General features: G+C 70.3%; 16 protein-coding genes. 8 read left to right on the top strand and 8 right to left on the bottom strand.

All coding sequences use genetic code 11. The annotated features are described in order from the left end of the window. Window positions 1–56 precede the first annotated feature (56 nt). The 3 genes from FHG89_RS03360 (at window position 57) to FHG89_RS03350 (ending at window position 2,037) form a co-directional block, all read left to right on the top strand. Window positions 57–1,199, top strand: a complete 1,143-nt coding sequence (locus tag FHG89_RS03360) for an LCP family protein (protein ID WP_139582681.1) — start codon at window positions 57–59, stop codon at window positions 1,197–1,199. An 88-nt stretch (window positions 1,200–1,287) separates the two neighbouring features. Next, window positions 1,288–1,569 (top strand): F0F1 ATP synthase subunit epsilon, encoded by a 282-nt coding sequence (locus FHG89_RS03355; RefSeq protein WP_112584025.1) that lies wholly within the window; start codon window positions 1,288–1,290, stop codon window positions 1,567–1,569. 12 nt (window positions 1,570–1,581) lie between these two features. Then, a complete protein-coding gene (locus FHG89_RS03350) occupies window positions 1,582–2,037 on the top strand; it encodes a DUF2550 domain-containing protein (RefSeq protein ID WP_139582679.1) in 456 nt (151 codons plus the stop codon). A gap of 139 nt (window positions 2,038–2,176) precedes the next feature. On the opposite strand, the gene FHG89_RS03345 is transcribed toward FHG89_RS03350, so the two are convergent. Both FHG89_RS03345 and FHG89_RS03340 read right to left on the bottom strand, forming a co-directional pair. Further along, window positions 2,177–2,374, bottom strand: coding sequence for a hypothetical protein (locus FHG89_RS03345; RefSeq protein ID WP_244295129.1), 198 nt, complete (start codon window positions 2,372–2,374; stop codon window positions 2,177–2,179). A gap of 2 nt (window positions 2,375–2,376) precedes the next feature. Beyond that, window positions 2,377–2,949, bottom strand: a complete 573-nt coding sequence (locus tag FHG89_RS03340) for a cob(I)yrinic acid a,c-diamide adenosyltransferase (RefSeq protein WP_139582677.1) — start codon at window positions 2,947–2,949, stop codon at window positions 2,377–2,379. On the opposite strand from FHG89_RS03340, the gene murA reads away from it, so the two are divergent. Both murA and FHG89_RS03330 read left to right on the top strand, forming a co-directional pair. Further along, window positions 2,948–4,390 (top strand): UDP-N-acetylglucosamine 1-carboxyvinyltransferase, encoded by a 1,443-nt coding sequence (gene murA, locus FHG89_RS03335; RefSeq protein ID WP_139582675.1) that lies wholly within the window; start codon window positions 2,948–2,950, stop codon window positions 4,388–4,390. The genes FHG89_RS03340 and murA overlap by 2 nt on opposite strands. A 79-nt stretch (window positions 4,391–4,469) precedes the next feature. Then, on the top strand, window positions 4,470–5,318 hold the full coding sequence (locus tag FHG89_RS03330; protein ID WP_139582674.1) for a 3-hydroxyacyl-CoA dehydrogenase family protein: 849 nt from the start codon (window positions 4,470–4,472) through the stop codon (window positions 5,316–5,318). Between the two features lie 39 nt (window positions 5,319–5,357). Here the strand turns inward: FHG89_RS03330 and FHG89_RS03325 are convergent, their stop codons facing one another. Both FHG89_RS03325 and FHG89_RS03320 read right to left on the bottom strand, forming a co-directional pair. Continuing rightward, window positions 5,358–6,203 carry an ABC transporter permease gene (locus tag FHG89_RS03325; RefSeq protein ID WP_139582672.1) on the bottom strand — a complete coding sequence of 282 codons (846 nt, stop codon included), beginning with the start codon at window positions 6,201–6,203 and terminating at the stop codon, window positions 5,358–5,360. Further along, a complete protein-coding gene (locus FHG89_RS03320; protein ID WP_139582670.1) occupies window positions 6,200–7,051 on the bottom strand; it encodes an ABC transporter ATP-binding protein in 852 nt (283 codons plus the stop codon). The genes FHG89_RS03325 and FHG89_RS03320 overlap by 4 nt, the downstream gene beginning before the upstream one ends. Window positions 7,052–7,202: 151 nt before the next feature. On the opposite strand from FHG89_RS03320, the gene FHG89_RS03315 reads away from it, so the two are divergent. Then, window positions 7,203–9,209 (top strand): protein meaA, encoded by a 2,007-nt coding sequence (locus FHG89_RS03315; protein ID WP_139582669.1) that lies wholly within the window; start codon window positions 7,203–7,205, stop codon window positions 9,207–9,209. Between the two features lie 14 nt (window positions 9,210–9,223). Here FHG89_RS03315 and FHG89_RS03310 read toward each other — a convergent pair whose 3' ends face one another. Further along, entirely contained in the window at window positions 9,224–9,520 is a 297-nt protein-coding gene (locus tag FHG89_RS03310; protein ID WP_139582667.1) for a DUF1540 domain-containing protein, read from the bottom strand. Between the two features lie 729 nt (window positions 9,521–10,249). Between FHG89_RS03310 and FHG89_RS03305 the strand changes: the two genes are divergently transcribed. Further along, window positions 10,250–10,810 (top strand): hypothetical protein, encoded by a 561-nt coding sequence (locus FHG89_RS03305; protein ID WP_139582666.1) that lies wholly within the window; start codon window positions 10,250–10,252, stop codon window positions 10,808–10,810. Between the two features lie 67 nt (window positions 10,811–10,877). On the opposite strand, the gene FHG89_RS03300 is transcribed toward FHG89_RS03305, so the two are convergent. Then, entirely contained in the window at window positions 10,878–11,495 is a 618-nt protein-coding gene (locus FHG89_RS03300) for a DUF4126 domain-containing protein (RefSeq protein WP_139582664.1), read from the bottom strand. Between the two features lie 71 nt (window positions 11,496–11,566). On the opposite strand from FHG89_RS03300, the gene nucS reads away from it, so the two are divergent. Further along, window positions 11,567–12,226 carry an endonuclease NucS gene (gene nucS, locus FHG89_RS03295; protein ID WP_139582662.1) on the top strand — a complete coding sequence of 220 codons (660 nt, stop codon included), beginning with the start codon at window positions 11,567–11,569 and terminating at the stop codon, window positions 12,224–12,226. A gap of 4 nt (window positions 12,227–12,230) precedes the next feature. Here the strand turns inward: nucS and FHG89_RS03290 are convergent, their stop codons facing one another. Together FHG89_RS03290 and FHG89_RS03285 are read right to left on the bottom strand one after the other, a co-directional pair. Continuing rightward, complete coding sequence (locus FHG89_RS03290; protein WP_139582660.1) at window positions 12,231–12,890, bottom strand: SAM-dependent methyltransferase; 660 nt, start codon at window positions 12,888–12,890, stop codon at window positions 12,231–12,233. A 79-nt stretch (window positions 12,891–12,969) separates the two neighbouring features. Next, window positions 12,970–14,466, bottom strand: a complete 1,497-nt coding sequence (locus tag FHG89_RS03285) for an aldehyde dehydrogenase family protein (RefSeq protein WP_139582658.1) — start codon at window positions 14,464–14,466, stop codon at window positions 12,970–12,972. Window positions 14,467–14,538: the final 72 nt, after the last annotated feature.

The raw sequence follows: 14,538 nt of genomic DNA, 5'->3' as shown, positions 1-14,538 counted from the left end.
TTGCAACCTTTCGGCGACGTGCGCCCGTCTTTCCCACGTGGGCGTAACGAACGGAGATGCTCGTGGCTAAGGCCGGCAAGAGTGGCCGCAGGAAGTCCGTGTGGCGGGGCGTCCCACGCTGGGCGAGGGTCTGCACGGTGTTCGGCGCCGTGTTGACCATGCTCAGCGGGGCGGCGCTGGTCGGCACCGAGGTGCTGATGGCCCGCTACGAGGGCGCGGTCGGCAAGGCCGACCTCTTCGGCGACCAGGCGGCGGGCGCCAAGGAGAAGAAGAGCGACATCAAGGGCCCCCTCAACATCCTGCTGGTGGGCATCGACCCGCGTACGCCCACGGCGGCGCCGCTTGCCGACTCGATCATGATCCTGCACGTGCCGGCGTCGATGGACCGGGCGTATCTCTTCTCGTTGCCACGCGACCTCTACGTCGATATCCCCGCCTTCAAGAAGGCCAACTTCCACGGCGAGAAGACGAAGATCAACGCTGCCATGTCGTTCGGCAGCCGGGTGCCCGACGCGAACCCCGACGCGGCGCGCGGCTTCGAGCTGCTGGCCACGACTGTGCAGAACGTGACGGGCATCAAGCGGTTCGACGCCGGCGCGATCATCAACTTCACAGGCTTCCAGAAGATCGTCGACGCGATGGGTGGTGTCGACATGTACGTCGAGCGCGAGGTGCGGTCCGAGCACAAGCAGCCGGACGGCAAGCCGCGGCCGGGCAACACGCGCGGCGAGGGCTACGTCGGCCCGCAGGCGGTCTACACGAAGGGCAACCACCACCTCAAGGGGTGGCAGGCGTTGGACTACGTCCGGCAGCGCTACCCGAAGAACGGTGTCCCGGATGCCGACTACGGTCGGCAGCGCCACCAGCAGCAGTTCGTCAAGGCCATGGTGGGTCAGGCGTTCAGCGCCGACGTGGTGGCCAACCCGATCAAGCTGGACAAGGTGCTCCGCGCGGCCGGCCAGTCGTTGATCTTCAACGGTCGGGGCAACAGCGTCGTCGACTTCGGGCTCGCACTGAAGGACATCCGCCCCAACACCATTCAGATGATCAAGCTGCCTGGCGGGGGAGTGTACGACGGTAAGAAGTACCTGGGTGAACAGTTCCAGGAGGGCGTCCCCGACTTCTTCGCGGCCCTGCACAACGAGCAACTGGACCCGTTCCTCCTGGAGCATCCGGAATTCCAGAACAAGACCAAGTAGTCGGGGCGTTGTTTTCCCACCCGCGTGGGGAGCGCGCCGGAGTCACGGCTAGACTTTCGGCAATCCGCCGCCGCAGCAAGGAGACAGCGTGGCACAGCAGCTTCACGTCGAGCTCGTCGCCGTCGAGGAGAAGGTCTGGTCCGGTGACGCCGAGATGGTCGTCGCCCGGACGACCGAGGGTGAGCTTGGTGTCCTGCCGGGGCACGCTCCGCTGCTCGGCCAGCTCGCCGAGCCCGGCCAGGTCCGCATCAAGCTGGCCGGCGGTGAGCAGGTCGCGTACGACGTGGCCGGTGGCTTCCTCTCGGTGAGCGCCGACGGCGTCACCGTGCTGGCCGAGAGCGCTACCCCGGTTTCCGCGCAGAGCCGCTGAGCCATACCGGGGATGGAGATCGTCGAAGGGATCGGGATCGGCGTCGCCGTCATCCTCGTCGCGCTCCTCGTCCTCTTCGTCCGGCGGGCCGTGGTCACCCGCAGCGGTGGCATCATCCGGCTCAGCGTCCGGGTCACCACAGTCCTCGACGGTCGTGGCTGGTCGCCCGGCTTCGGCCGGTTCGCCGGTGACGAGCTGCGCTGGTACCGGATGTTCAGCTTCGCCCTGCGCCCCAAGCGGGTCCTGTCCCGCAAGGATCTCGCGGTCGAGCGCCGACGGCTGCCCGAAGGGCAGGAACGGCTCTCCATGCCGGCCGACTGGGTGATCCTGCGGTGTACCAGTCACCACGCACCGGTCGAGATCGCCATGGCGCGGTCGACAGTGACCGGATTCCTCTCCTGGCTCGAGGCCGCCCCTCCGGGGGCGGTCTCGCCGCGTATGGCCTCCCAGGACTGGCCGGCTGCCTGAGGCTCGTCTCTGGTCGCTCTCTGGGCTTCCGGGGGAGCCCACCCGGCTCCGGGCGGTCAGGCTTGATCCCTGCGCCGGGCGGGCTCCCCCGGACACCCGTCTTTGCCCGCTGTGCGTCGGTCTGGCGCGCTTTTGGGGTCTACTGCCGTTGCCCGGTGGCGATCAGTTCTGCCTCGTAGCTCTGGTTGTCGGCGAGGTAGGCGGCGTAGGTGTCGGGGCGCCGGCGTGTGGATGGCGGTCGGGGAAAAGTAGCGACCAGCCGTGGTCCGGTGCGGCCGCGACGCGTGGCGACGGCGAGATCGGGAACCCACACCTCCACGTGGTGCAGGGCGCCCACGCTCAGCGCTTACCGCCCGGCACCCATAGCACATCTCCCGCCGGATTTGCCGTTCTTGACAGGATAAAGAGCAGATCGGAGAGCCGGTTGAGATACTTTGCCGGGAGCGGGCTGGTCCGGTCCGGATCGTGGCTGACCAGCGCCCACGCCGCTCGTTCCGCACGCCGGGCAGTGGTGCGCGCCACGTGCAGCAGTGCCGCACCCGCGGTGCCGCCGGGGAGGATGAAGGAGTCGAGCTTGCTCAGGCGTGCGTTGTACTCGTCGCACCAGCCCTCCAGGCGCTCGACGTACTCCTCGGTCACCCGCAGCGGCGGGTACTTCGGGTCCGGCTCGACCGGGGTGGACAGGTCGGCGCCGACGTCGAACAGGTCGTTCTGCACCGACGCCAGCACGCCCCGCAGTTCCTCGTCGAGCTGTCCCAGGGCGATTGCTACGCCGATCGCCGCGTTGCACTCGTCGACGTCGGCGTACGCGGCGATCCGTGGATCGGTCTTCGGCACCTGCTCGTTGTTGCTCAGCCTGGTCATGCCGGCGTCGCCGGCCTTGGTGTAGATGCGCGTGAGGTGGACGGCCATGACGCACAGCCTACGGATACCGGACCTGACGATCCCGGCACGCCCGGACGCCACGACCGCCTGGCCGGCGGTGGTGGGTCCCGGCGACGCCGGCGATCCGGTGGTCAGCGACGTCGACGTCATCCGGGTCCGCGGTGACGCCCGGCTGACCGGCACCGTGCACGTCGTCGGTGCCAAGAATTCGGCGTTGAAGCTGATGGCCGCCGCGCTGCTCGCCCCGGGTCGCAGCGTCATCACCAACGTCCCACGGATCACCGACATCGCGATCATGGGTGAGGTGTTGCGCCGGCTGGGTTGCGACGTCGAGTTCGACGCCGACGATCCGGTCGACCCGATGGTCGCTCGAGGCGGTGTCGCGCGGTCCCGTTCGGTGACCATCGACGTGCCCGAGCAGCCGGGCGCGGAGGCCGACTACGACCTGGTCCGCCGGCTGCGCGCGTCGATCTGTGTGCTCGGCCCGCTGCTGGCCCGTCGGGGATACGTGCGGGTGGCCCACCCCGGCGGTGACGCGATCGGCTCCCGTGGGCTGGACATGCACGTCTCCGGGCTGACCCGGATGGGGGCGGAGATCTCCGGCGAGCACGGGTTCGTCATCGCCTCCGCGCCGCACGGGCTGCGTGGCGCCGACATCGTGCTGGACTTCCCCAGCGTGGGCGCGACCGAGAACCTGGTGATGGCCGCGGTGCTCGCCCAGGGCACCACGATGATCGACAACGCGGCCCGGGAGCCGGAGATCGTCGACATCTGCACCATGCTCAACCAGATGGGCGCGCGGATCTCCGGCGCCGGCACGTCCACCCTGCGGATCACCGGGGTTCCCGGGCTGCGCCCGGTGCGCCACGCCACGGTGGGGGACCGGATCGTCGCCGGCACCTGGGCGTTCGGTGCGGCGATGACCCGGGGAGACGTCACGGTGACCGGTCTGGACCCGGCCTTCCTGGAGGTCGCGCTGGACAAGGTCGTCGCGGCCGGCGGCCTGGTGGAGACCCGGGGGGACGGCTTCCGGGTACGGATGGACGACCGGCCCCGCGCGGTGGACGTGGTGACCCTGCCGTACCCAGGCTTCGCCACCGACCTGCTGCCGATGGCGATCGGGCTGGCCGCGGTCAGCGACGGCGCCTCGCTGATCACCGAGAACATCTTCGACGGCCGGTTCATGTTCGCCAACGAGATGATGCGCCTCGGCGCGGACATCAAGACCGACGGGCACCACGCGGTGGTCCGGGGTCGGGAGCGGTTGTCCGGCGCGCCGGTGCGGGCCACCGACATCCGCGCCGGGGCCGGGCTGATCATCGCCGGGCTCTGCGCGGACGGGGTCACCGAGGTCTCCCACGTGCACCATGTCGACAGGGGTTACCCGGACTTCGTGGCCGATCTGCGGGCGCTGGGGGTGGCGGTGGAGCGGGGCACCGCGCCGGACGAACCGTCGCTGGAGATCTGACGCCGCAGCCACTTAGCCGTCGTTCAGGCTCGCCGACTAGGGTGCAGGAAGGCACTCAATCGCAGCGAGGGAGAAGTAGATGGCGGGTCGACTCGCGGTCGTCGGGGCTGGGCTGATGGGTTCCGGCATCGCCCAGGTGGCGGCGCAGGCGGGCTGGCAGGTGACGCTGCGCGACCTGGACGACGCGGCCACCACCCGGGGGCTCGGCGGCATCCGGAAGTCGCTGGAGAAGTTCGCCGAGAAGGGCAGGATCGAGGCGTCCGACGTCGAGGCGACGCTGGCGCGGATCACCCCGACCACCGACCTGGAGGCGGCGGCGGACGCGGACATCGTGGTCGAGGCGGTCTTCGAACGGCTGGAGATCAAGCACGAGGTGTTCCGCGCCCTGGACAAGATCTGCAAGTCCGACGCGGTGCTCGCCACCAACACCTCGGCCATCCCGGTCACCCAGATCGCCGCGGTGACCGAGCGGCCCGAGGCGGTCGTCGGCACCCACTTCTTCTCCCCGGTGCCGATGATGCAGCTCTGCGAGCTGGTGCGCGGCTACAAGACCAGCGACGCCACCCTGGCCACGGTGCGGGCCTTCGCCGAGGAGATCGGCAAGACGGTGGTGGTGGTCAACCGGGACATCGCCGGTTTCGTCACCACCCGGCTGATCTCCGCCCTGGTGGTGGAGGCGGTCAAGCTGGTCGAGTCCGGCGTGGTCTCCGCCGAGGACCTGGACACCGCCTGCCGGCTGGGCTTCGGGCACGCCATGGGCCCGCTGGCCACCACCGACCTGACCGGGGTGGACGTGCTGCTGCACGCCTCGAAGAACATCTACACCGACACGGCCGACGAGAAGTTCTTCCCGCCGGAGCTGCTCCAGCGCATGGTCACCGCCGGCGACCTGGGCCGCAAGACCGGCAAGGGCTTCTACACGTACTGAGCGACGCCGGCCGGGGCGAATCCCGCCCCGGCCGACCGGTCAGCCGTCGCGCTTGGTGGTCCAGCGGAACGTGGTCAGGCAGAGCACCAGACCGATCACGCACCACAGGCCGAGTACCAGCGCGACCCGGCCCAGCTCGAACGAGCCGCCGGGCTCCTGGGCGCCGAAGCTCTCCGGCAGGAACACCGAGCGCAGTCCCTGGCACATCCACTTGAGCGGGAACAGCGCGGCGACCTGCTGCATCCAGGTGGGCAGGTCGGTGAAGACGAAGAACACCCCGGAGATGAACTGGAGCACCAGGGAGACCGGGGTGACCACCGCCGAGCCGCTGCGGGCGGTGCGGGCCAGCGACGAGATGGCGATGCCGCACAGGGTGCAGGCGGTCACCCCGAGCGCGGCCACCCAGGCGAAGGTGAACCACTTCGCGGCGGTGCCCGGCAGGTCGAGGTCGAACAGCGCGACGGCGACGGCCAGCAGCAGCGCGGTCTCGGCGATGCCGATCGCCACCACCATGATCACCTTGCCGGCGAACCAGACCCACTTGGGCATCGGCGTACCCCGGTACCGCTTCAGCACGCCCCGGTCGCGCTCGATCGGGATCCAGATGCCCAGGTTCTGGAAGCTCACAGTCATCAGGCCGGTCGCGATCATGCCGGTGATGAAGTACTGGGTGAACTTGACCCCGCCGCCGATCTCGCCGCTGAAGATCGACGCGAAGATCAGGATCATGATGATGGGGAAGCCCATCGTGAAGACCACTGACTCCCGGCTGCGCAGGAACTGGGTGATCTCCAGCCGACCCTGGCGCAGTGCGAGCGCGCCAGCGCCGGGCCGACGGCCTCGGGTCACGGTGACCGGCGTCGCCGGCTTCGTCGTGGTGGTCATCGCGCATGTCCGATCATCGTGAGGTAGACGTCCTCGAGGGTCGGCCGGGTCACCGTGAGGCCGGGGACCTCGCCGCCGTGGCGCGCGGCCAGGTCGGCCACGAGGGCCGTCGGCGTCGCGCTCTGCGCGCTCTCCACCGTCCCTTCGGGGGTACGCCAGGAGACCGTGGCCAGAGCCTCCTGCCGGTTGCCCAGCCGGTTCGGGGCGGCCACCTCGACCAGCCGGCCGCCGGCGATCACGCCGACCCGGTCCGCGAGGGCCTCCGCCTCGTCCAGGTAGTGGGTGGTGAGCACGATTGTGGTCCCGGCCGCCGCGAGGTCGCGGATCAGCTCCCAGAACTCGCGGCGGGCCTCCGGGTCGAAACCGGTGGTCGGCTCGTCGAGGAAGAGCAACTCGGGGCGGCCGATGATGCCCAGCGCCACGTCCAGGCGGCGCTTCTGCCCGCCGGAGAGGGTGTGCGTACGGGCCTTCGCCTTGCCGGCCAACCCGACCCGCTCGATCACCTTCTCCGGGTCGTCCGCGTCCGGGTAGAAGCCGGAGAAGTGCCGGATCACCTCGGCCACGGTCAGCTCGTCGAACTCGCCGGTGCCCTGGAGCACGATGCCCACGCGGGAGCGCCAGTCGGCGTCCGGACGGGCCGGGTCCGTACCGAGCACGGAGACCTCGCCGGCATCCCGGTGCCGGTAGCCCTCCAGGATCTCCACGGTGGTGGTCTTGCCGGCGCCGTTCGGGCCGAGCAACGCGAACACCTCACCGCGGTGCACGTCGAGATCCACGCCCGCCACCGCCACGTTGTCGCCGTACGCCTTGCGCAGCCCTCGGACGGAGATGGCCAGCTCGTCATCCATGCCGTCCAGTGTGCGTCCTAACCTGTCCGGCCTGCTGCCCGGGGTGTGGCGGTCAGCGCCACCGCGAGAGCTTCTGACCCGGTCGTCCGCGACATGGGCCTGTGTGGTTTTCCACAACCCGTTTTACTGAACGGTAACTTAGACTCCGGCCATGGATGAGACGGCATACCCGGGGCGGCTGCCCGAGCGGGATCGCCCGTGGGTGATGCGCACCTACGCCGGTCACTCGTCGGCCACCGCGACCAACGCCCTCTTCCGCCGCAACCTGGCGAAGGGGCAGACCGGCCTGTCGGTCGCCTTCGACCTGCCCACCCAGACCGGGTACGACCCGGACCACGAGCTGGCCACCGGCGAGGTCGGCCGGGTCGGCGTGCCGGTGGCGCACCTCGGCGACATGCGGGCGCTCTTCGACGGCCTCCCGCTCGCCGACACGAACACCTCGATGACCATCAACGCCCCGGCGATGTGGCTGCTCGCCCTCTACGGCACCGTGGCGACGGAGCAGGGCGCCGAGCTGGCCCGCTGCGCCGGCACCACGCAGAACGACATCATCAAGGAGTACCTGTCCCGGGGGACGTACATCTTCCCGCCGGCCGCGTCCCTGCGACTGACCGCCGACGTGGTCGCGTACACGCTGCGCGAGATGCCCCGGTGGAACCCGGTAAACATCTGCTCGTACCACCTCCAGGAGGCCGGGGCCACGCCCGTGCAGGAGGTCGGGTTCGCGCTGGCCACCGCCGTCGCCGTCCTCGACGCGGTCCGCGACTCCGGCCAGGTCCCCGCCGAGCGGATGGGCGACGTGGTGCAGCGGATCTCGTTCTTCGTCAACGCCGGGGTGCGTTTCGTCGAGGAGATCGCCAAGATGCGCGCGTTCGGCGCGCTCTGGGACGAGATCACCCGGGACCGGTACGGCGTCACCGAGGCCCGCCAGCGCCGCTTCCGCTACGGCGTGCAGGTCAACTCACTCGGCCTGACCGAGGCGCAGCCGGAGAACAACATCCAGCGCATCGTGCTGGAGATGCTCGGCGTCACGCTGTCCCGCGACGCCCGCGCCCGCGCGGTGCAACTGCCCGCCTGGAACGAGGCGCTCGGTCTGCCCCGCCCCTGGGACCAGCAGTGGTCGCTGCGGATGCAGCAGGTCCTGGCGTACGAGTCGGACCTGCTCGAATATCCCGACATCTTCGCCGGCTCGCACGTGATGACCGCGCTCGTCGACGAGATCGTCACCGGAGCCCGCGTCGAACTGGACAAGGTGCTGGAGCTGGGCGGCGTCGTGGCCGCCGTGGAGAGCGGCTACCTCAAGAGCGCGCTTGTCGCCTCGCTGGCCGAGCGCCGCCGCCGGATGGAGTCCGGCGCCGACGTGGTGGTCGGGGTCAACCGCTTCGCCGAGACCGAGCCGTCCCCGCTGACCGCGGCCGGCGCGGAGGCGGTCGAGCAGGTCGACCCGGCGGTCGAGGCGGCCGCCGCGGACGCCGTACACCGGTGGCGGGCCGAACGGGACACAGCCGCTGTCGACGGGGCCCTGACCCGGCTCCGCGCGGACGCCGCGACCACCACCAACCTGATGCCGGCCACCCTGGAGTGCGTGCGGGCCGGGGTGACCACCGGCGAGTGGGCCGGCGCGCTGCGCCAGGTCTTCGGCGAGTACCGGGCACCCACCGGCCTGGCCGGCGCCACCGGGACCGGCGGAGACCCCGGTCTCGCGGCGGTCCGTGAACGGGTCACCGCCACCGCCCGGGAACTGGGCAGCGGGCGACTGCGGCTGCTGGTCGGCAAGCCCGGCCTGGACGGGCACTCCAACGGCGCCGAGCAGATCGCGGTACGCGCCCGCGACGCCGGCTTCGAGGTCGTCTACCAGGGCATCAGGCTGACCGCCGGGCAGATCGTGGCCGCCGCCGTCGAGGAGGACGTCGACCTGGTCGGGCTCTCCGTGCTGTCCGGCTCGCACCTCGCCGCCGTGCCTGCGGTGCTCGACGGTCTACGCGCCGCCGGCCGGGGCGACCTGCCGGTGGTGGTCGGCGGCATCATCCCCGCCGGCGATGCCGACACGCTGCGGGTCGCCGGAGTGGCCCGCGTCTTCACGCCGAAGGACTTCGCGCTCACCGGCATCATCGACGACCTGGTGACGGTCATCCGGCGGGCCAACGACCTGCCCTGAGCCCGCTTTCTGGGTCAGCGACCGGCGTACGTCATGCAGTCGGCCATGTCGTTGTCCGGGCCGACCTTGATGGACGACGCGTGGCACTCCAACTGCTCGTTGTGCCGACAGTCGGAACGCTGGCAGGCGCCCACCTGGGCGATCAGGCTGTCCACGCCACCCCGCACCGGCGACTCGACGAAGGTGTGGCAGTGCGCGTGATCCATGCTGCCGATCGTGATCGCGAAGGCGTGGCAGTCACCCGACTGGTTGTACGCACACGCCGCGACCACGCACTCCTGGACCCGAGGCATCTCCATCGCTGTGGTCATGCTGCCAACCTCCTCTAGGCTCTGTCTGATCCTAGGCATTTGTCGGCCTTGCGCACCGCGATATGTCCGCCCGCCAATCGGCGTCACCGGGACCGGCCCGGTGCTCGTGCTCTCGGGCTGACCCGATGTCCCGCTCGCCAGGAACCCGAGCCGAACGCCCGAGATTTCCGCCCCTGGAGGGGCGTTCTTCCGTCCAGGATCTCGCCGGGCGCGATCACACGTTGATGATCGACACCACATCGCCGATCTGGTGGCGTCCCGGATACCCCCACGTCGGCGATACGGAGTCGATCATCGCCCGGAACACCCGTGATGACCTTCACCCCGTCGCGTCGGGTGGGTGTCTGTCCGGTTATGGGGCCTTGTGGGCTGTGACCGGCCGCACCGGTGCGGCGGAATCATGGCCGGCCGGGGGTCGTTACACACCCTGACGATCGCAGGACCACCGGCTCGGCCCCGCCCCCACCGGGGTGGGAATGCCCGGCCAGGCCCGGTCGTTGCACCCCCTCCCAGGCGCCGCCTTCACGTGGGTGCCGCCGGACGGGCCATCCCCGGAATGACTCCGGCCCGCCGGTCGTTACACACGGACCCGGCGCCGCGAGCCTCCCGGGCTTGCAGGCCGCCGACCCCTCAAAGACTTTGTGCAGCGCCGGACGAGGTGCTCACACCCGCGTCACCGTCCCCCGGATGGGTGTGCGGGTGTTCCTACCCCCGAAGGAGCTAACCCCCATGAACACGATCTTCCGTAAGAGTGTGCTGTCTGTTGCTGGTCTGGCTTTCGCCGGTGGCGTGTTCGCCGGCCCGGTCGCCGCGCACGCCAACCCGGTCGACGCCAAGCCGGCCGCCGCCGCGGTGCAGACGGCCGCGTCGAAGCCGCAGGGCGAGCAGTCGCACATCACCCTGAACGGTGAGCAGACCGCGAACGTCAAGGCGATCATCGCCGCGACGAAGAAGGCCGGCCTGCCCGAGCGGGCGGCGGTCATCTCGATCGCGACGAGCCTGCAGGAGTCGAAGCTGGAGAACCTCGGCCACCTCGGCGACCGCAACGACCACGACTCGTTGGGCCTGTTCCAGCAGCGCCCGTCCAGTGGTTGGGGCACGCCGGAGCAGATCACCGACCCGGAGTACTCGACGACGGCGTTCCTCAAGGGTCTGAAGCAGGTCGACGGCTGGCAGGACATGCCGCTGACCGACGCCGCGCAGACCGTGCAGGTCTCGGCGTACCCGGACGCGTACGCGCAGTGGGAGCAGCAGGCCGCCGACCTGGTCGCCCAGCACTGGAACAGCTGACCCACCACACACAGACACGATGGCCGGCACCCCCGCAAAGGGGTGCCGGCCATCGGCATGTTCGACGTCAGACGCGGAAGCCGGCGGCGCGGGCCGCTTCGCGTTCGCGGCGGCGTTCGGAGCGGCGGCGTACGAACCAGAAGACGAAGAACACCAGGCCGAGCAGGAACGCCAGGACCAGCACCGGCAGGATGATCGCCACCAGTGACACGATCACGCTTGTGGCGTCCTCGGCGGTGCTGGCGACCGGGGCGCCGAATCCGGCGGTGGTCGCGTTGACGACCGGGCGTGCGGCGGACTTGAGCAGGTGTACGCCGAACGCGAGCGCGACGCCGGTGGCCACCGGCACCCACTGGTGACTGGAGAAGAAGCTTCCCGGGTCGCTGACGGTCACCGTCTCCGAGGACGATCCGGCGCCGAAGGCGAGACCGCCGGCGGTGGGGCGGACCACGGTCTGCACGACGTCGTTGATGTGATCGACGACCGGCACCTTGTCGGCCACCATCTCCACGGCGAGCAGTACGGCGAGGATGACGATGACCCAGCCGTTGCCGAGCCACGCCCAGCCGCTGGGCAGGTCGATGAGGTCGCTGTAGCGGGCGAGCAGGCCGAGGGTGAGCAGGGGTATGTAGGCGTTCAACCCCGCCGAGGCGGCGAGGCCGGTACCGGTGAGAACTTCGAGCACGGTCTCAGCATCGCATCGACGCGCCAGTCCCGCTCGGTGGCGACCGGCGGGTGCTCGGCTACCCTCGTCGGGTGCGGTTGGTCATTGCGAAGTGCTCGGTGGACTACGTTGGACGGCTCTCGGCTCACCTGCCGCCAGCCACCCGGCTGTTGATGGTGAAGGCGGACGGGTCGGTGTCGATCCATGCCGACGACCGGGCGTACAAGCCGCTGAACTGGATGAGCCCGCCCTGTCGGCTGGAGGAGGCGCCAGGCGTGTGGCGGGTCGTCAACAAGGCCGGCGAGGAACTGCGGATCACCCTGGAGGAGATCTTCCAGGACACCTCGTACGAGCTGGGTGTGGATCCGGGCCTGCGCAAGGACGGGGTGGAGGCGCATCTACAGGAGTTGCTGGCCGCCAACCCGGGTGTGCTGGGTGAGGGGTACACGCTGGTCCGCCGCGAGTACATGACGGCGATCGGTCCGGTCGACCTGCTCTGCCGGGACGCCAACTCCGGTGCGGTCGCCGTCGAGGTCAAGCGGCGCGGTGAGATCGACGGGGTGGAGCAGCTCACCCGTTACCTCGAACTGATGAACCGTGATCCGCTGCTCAGCCCGGTCAGCGGTGTCTTCGCCGCGCAGGAGATCAAGCCGCAGGCGCGGGTGCTCGCCACCGACCGGGGCATCCGGTGCGTCGTCGTGGACTACGACAAGTTGCGCGGCATCGAGAAGGACGAGCTGACCCTCTTCTGACCGCTCACGCGCCGGTCCGTACCGCGATCAGCGATTTCGGCAGGCCGATCACGCGCTCGACGAGCATCCGCGAGTCGGGGAAGTAGTGCCGCATCTGCGAGCGGTCCAGCAGCTCGGTCCACAGCACCTGGTGGATCGCGGCCTCGTGGCTGCGGGTGGGTTTGTGGCCCAGTGGCCAGCGGCGGGCGAGCGCGGTGCGCAGTCGTACCGGCAGGAACTGCATTCCGGGCGCGATCCAGTGTGGCTCGATGGGGAAGTAGCGGTAGGGCGTCTGCACCCAGTGCCGGTCGGCCAGCGCACGGGCGGTGGCGGCGAACCGTAGGCGGCGCTCGTGCCCGCCTACGTGCTCCAGCACCGAGTTGGAGAAGACCAGGTCGTAGTCGCCCTTGGCGAGGCGTGCCGGCAGCTCGCAGGCGTCGGCCTGCTCGACGTGGGCCCATTCCGGCACGGCGACGGGTGGTTGTTCCAGGTTGACGACGGTCACGCGGGCCGGTCGTACGGTGGCGCGGTGCCAGGTGCCGAGCCGGCCGCCGAGGTCGACGACGTGCATGTCCCCCAGGTCGGGGAAGGTGCGCGCCAGCCAGTCCGCGCGGTGCCGCCGCCGCCGAGCGCTCCACGACCGGTCACTGTCGACAAGGCGGTAGCGCAATCGATTAGGGCCCATTTAACGCAATGTACCGCCGCGCCTACTGGGGATAAACATGTGGATTCGCCGATCCCATTGGAGATCGGTTATCCGACACTCACCTTCCGTACATCGTCTTGATGACGCGGACGAGTCGTGCCACGTCGGTCGGGGTGCGGTCGAAGGTCATCGACGGCAGCAGCGACCGGCCGCGCCGCCGGGTGACGGCCTTGGCCCGACCGAACTCGCGTAGCCCGTCCTCTCCGTGGATGCGCCCGAAGCCCGAGTCGCCGACCCCGCCGAACGGCAGCGTGGACATCCCCGCGAAGGTCAGGCTGGAGTTGATCGAGGCCATCCCGGAGCGCATCCGCCGGGCGATGGCGACCGCGCGGCGCCGGCCGAAGACCGAACCCCCGAGGCCGTACGGCAGGGCGTTGGCGCGGCTGACGGCCTCGTCGGCGTCGCGGACCCGGTTGATGGTCAGCGTCGGGCCGAAGGTCTCCTCCCGCACGGCGGCCGAGTCCTCCGGGACGTCCACGAGAACGGTCGGGTGGACGTACGGCGGCTGCACCGCGTCCGGGCCGCCCAGCACGGCGCGTCCGCCGGAGGCGATGGCGGCGTCGATGTGGCGGCGGATCACGTCGAGCTGGGTGGGCATCGTGATCGGGCCGATGTCGGTGCCCTCCGGCCCGACGGTCAGCCGACCGGCGCGGGTCACCACCTTGTCGACGAAGGCGTCGAAGACGGGGTCGACGACGTACACCCGCTCGATGCCGATGCAGGTCTGACCGGCGTTGGTCATGCCGCCCCACACGCACGCCTCGGCGGCGGCATCCAGATTCGCGTCGCTGTCGACGATCATGGCGTCCTTGCCGCCGCCCTCGATCAGCACCGGGGTCAGCGTCTCGGCGCAGGCGGCCATCACCTTGCGGGCCGTCGCGGTGGAGCCGGTGAAGGCCACCTTGGCGACCCCGGAGCGGCAGAGCGCGGCGCCCACGTCGCCCAGCCCGTGCACCGCCGTGAACACCGGCTGCTCGGGCACCACCTCGGCGAAGCTGTCCACCAGCCACTGGCCGGTGGCGGGCGTGTACTCGCTCGGCTTGAGCACCACGGCGTTGCCGGCGGCGAGGGCGTACGCGGCGGAGCCGATCGGGGTGAAGACCGGATAGTTCCACGGCCCGATCACGCCGACCACGCCGTACGGCTGGTATTCGAGGTGCCCGGAGAACTCGGCGAGGATGAGGCGGGACCGTACCCGGCGGGGGCCGAGCACCCGCGCGGCGTTGCGGGCGGCCCAGTCGATGTGCTCGATCGCGGTGACGATCTCGACGATGGCATCGGCGACCGGCTTGCCGCCCTCCACGTGCACCAGCTCGGCGAGCTGCTCGATCCGCTTGGCGAGCAGGGCGCGCCAGCGCAGCAGCCGCGCGCGACGGCCGGCGAAGCCGAGCCCGGCCCACCACTCGCCGGCGGCGCGTGCGCGCTCGACGGCCTGTCGTACGTCGGCGTCGGTGGCGACCGGGAGGCGACCGGCCTCGGCACCGGTGGCGGGACTGGTGGAGACCAGCTGGTCCGCCTCGACGAGAGGGGCGCCAGGGACATGCACTGCCGTCATGGCGGAAGCTTAGACCCGAATACTACTCACTGGTAGGCCGCGATTCGGATCGACGGGATGGGAGTCCCACCC

This window comes from Micromonospora orduensis (genome assembly GCF_006228125.1).
Taxonomy (GTDB): Bacteria; Actinomycetota; Actinomycetes; order Mycobacteriales; family Micromonosporaceae; genus Micromonospora; species Micromonospora orduensis.
Note: the sequence above shows the minus strand (reverse complement) of the source record. Positions and strands in the feature narration are given on the sequence as shown.

Coding starts and splice junctions, on each gene's coding strand:
- FHG89_RS03360 (WP_139582681.1), top strand. CDS start 57: ATGCTCGTGGCTAAGGCCGGCAAGAGTGGCCGCAGGAAGTCCGTGTGG.
- FHG89_RS03350 (WP_139582679.1), top strand. CDS start 1,582: ATGGAGATCGTCGAAGGGATCGGGATCGGCGTCGCCGTCATCCTCGTC.
- murA (WP_139582675.1), top strand. CDS start 2,948: ATGACGCACAGCCTACGGATACCGGACCTGACGATCCCGGCACGCCCG.
- FHG89_RS03340 (WP_139582677.1), bottom strand. CDS start 2,949: ATGGCCGTCCACCTCACGCGCATCTACACCAAGGCCGGCGACGCCGGC.
- FHG89_RS03330 (WP_139582674.1), top strand. CDS start 4,470: ATGGCGGGTCGACTCGCGGTCGTCGGGGCTGGGCTGATGGGTTCCGGC.
- FHG89_RS03325 (WP_139582672.1), bottom strand. CDS start 6,203: ATGACCACCACGACGAAGCCGGCGACGCCGGTCACCGTGACCCGAGGC.
- FHG89_RS03320 (WP_139582670.1), bottom strand. CDS start 7,051: ATGGATGACGAGCTGGCCATCTCCGTCCGAGGGCTGCGCAAGGCGTAC.
- FHG89_RS03315 (WP_139582669.1), top strand. CDS start 7,203: ATGGATGAGACGGCATACCCGGGGCGGCTGCCCGAGCGGGATCGCCCG.
- FHG89_RS03310 (WP_139582667.1), bottom strand. CDS start 9,520: ATGACCACAGCGATGGAGATGCCTCGGGTCCAGGAGTGCGTGGTCGCG.
- FHG89_RS03305 (WP_139582666.1), top strand. CDS start 10,250: ATGAACACGATCTTCCGTAAGAGTGTGCTGTCTGTTGCTGGTCTGGCT.
- FHG89_RS03290 (WP_139582660.1), bottom strand. CDS start 12,890: ATGGGCCCTAATCGATTGCGCTACCGCCTTGTCGACAGTGACCGGTCG.
- FHG89_RS03285 (WP_139582658.1), bottom strand. CDS start 14,466: ATGACGGCAGTGCATGTCCCTGGCGCCCCTCTCGTCGAGGCGGACCAG.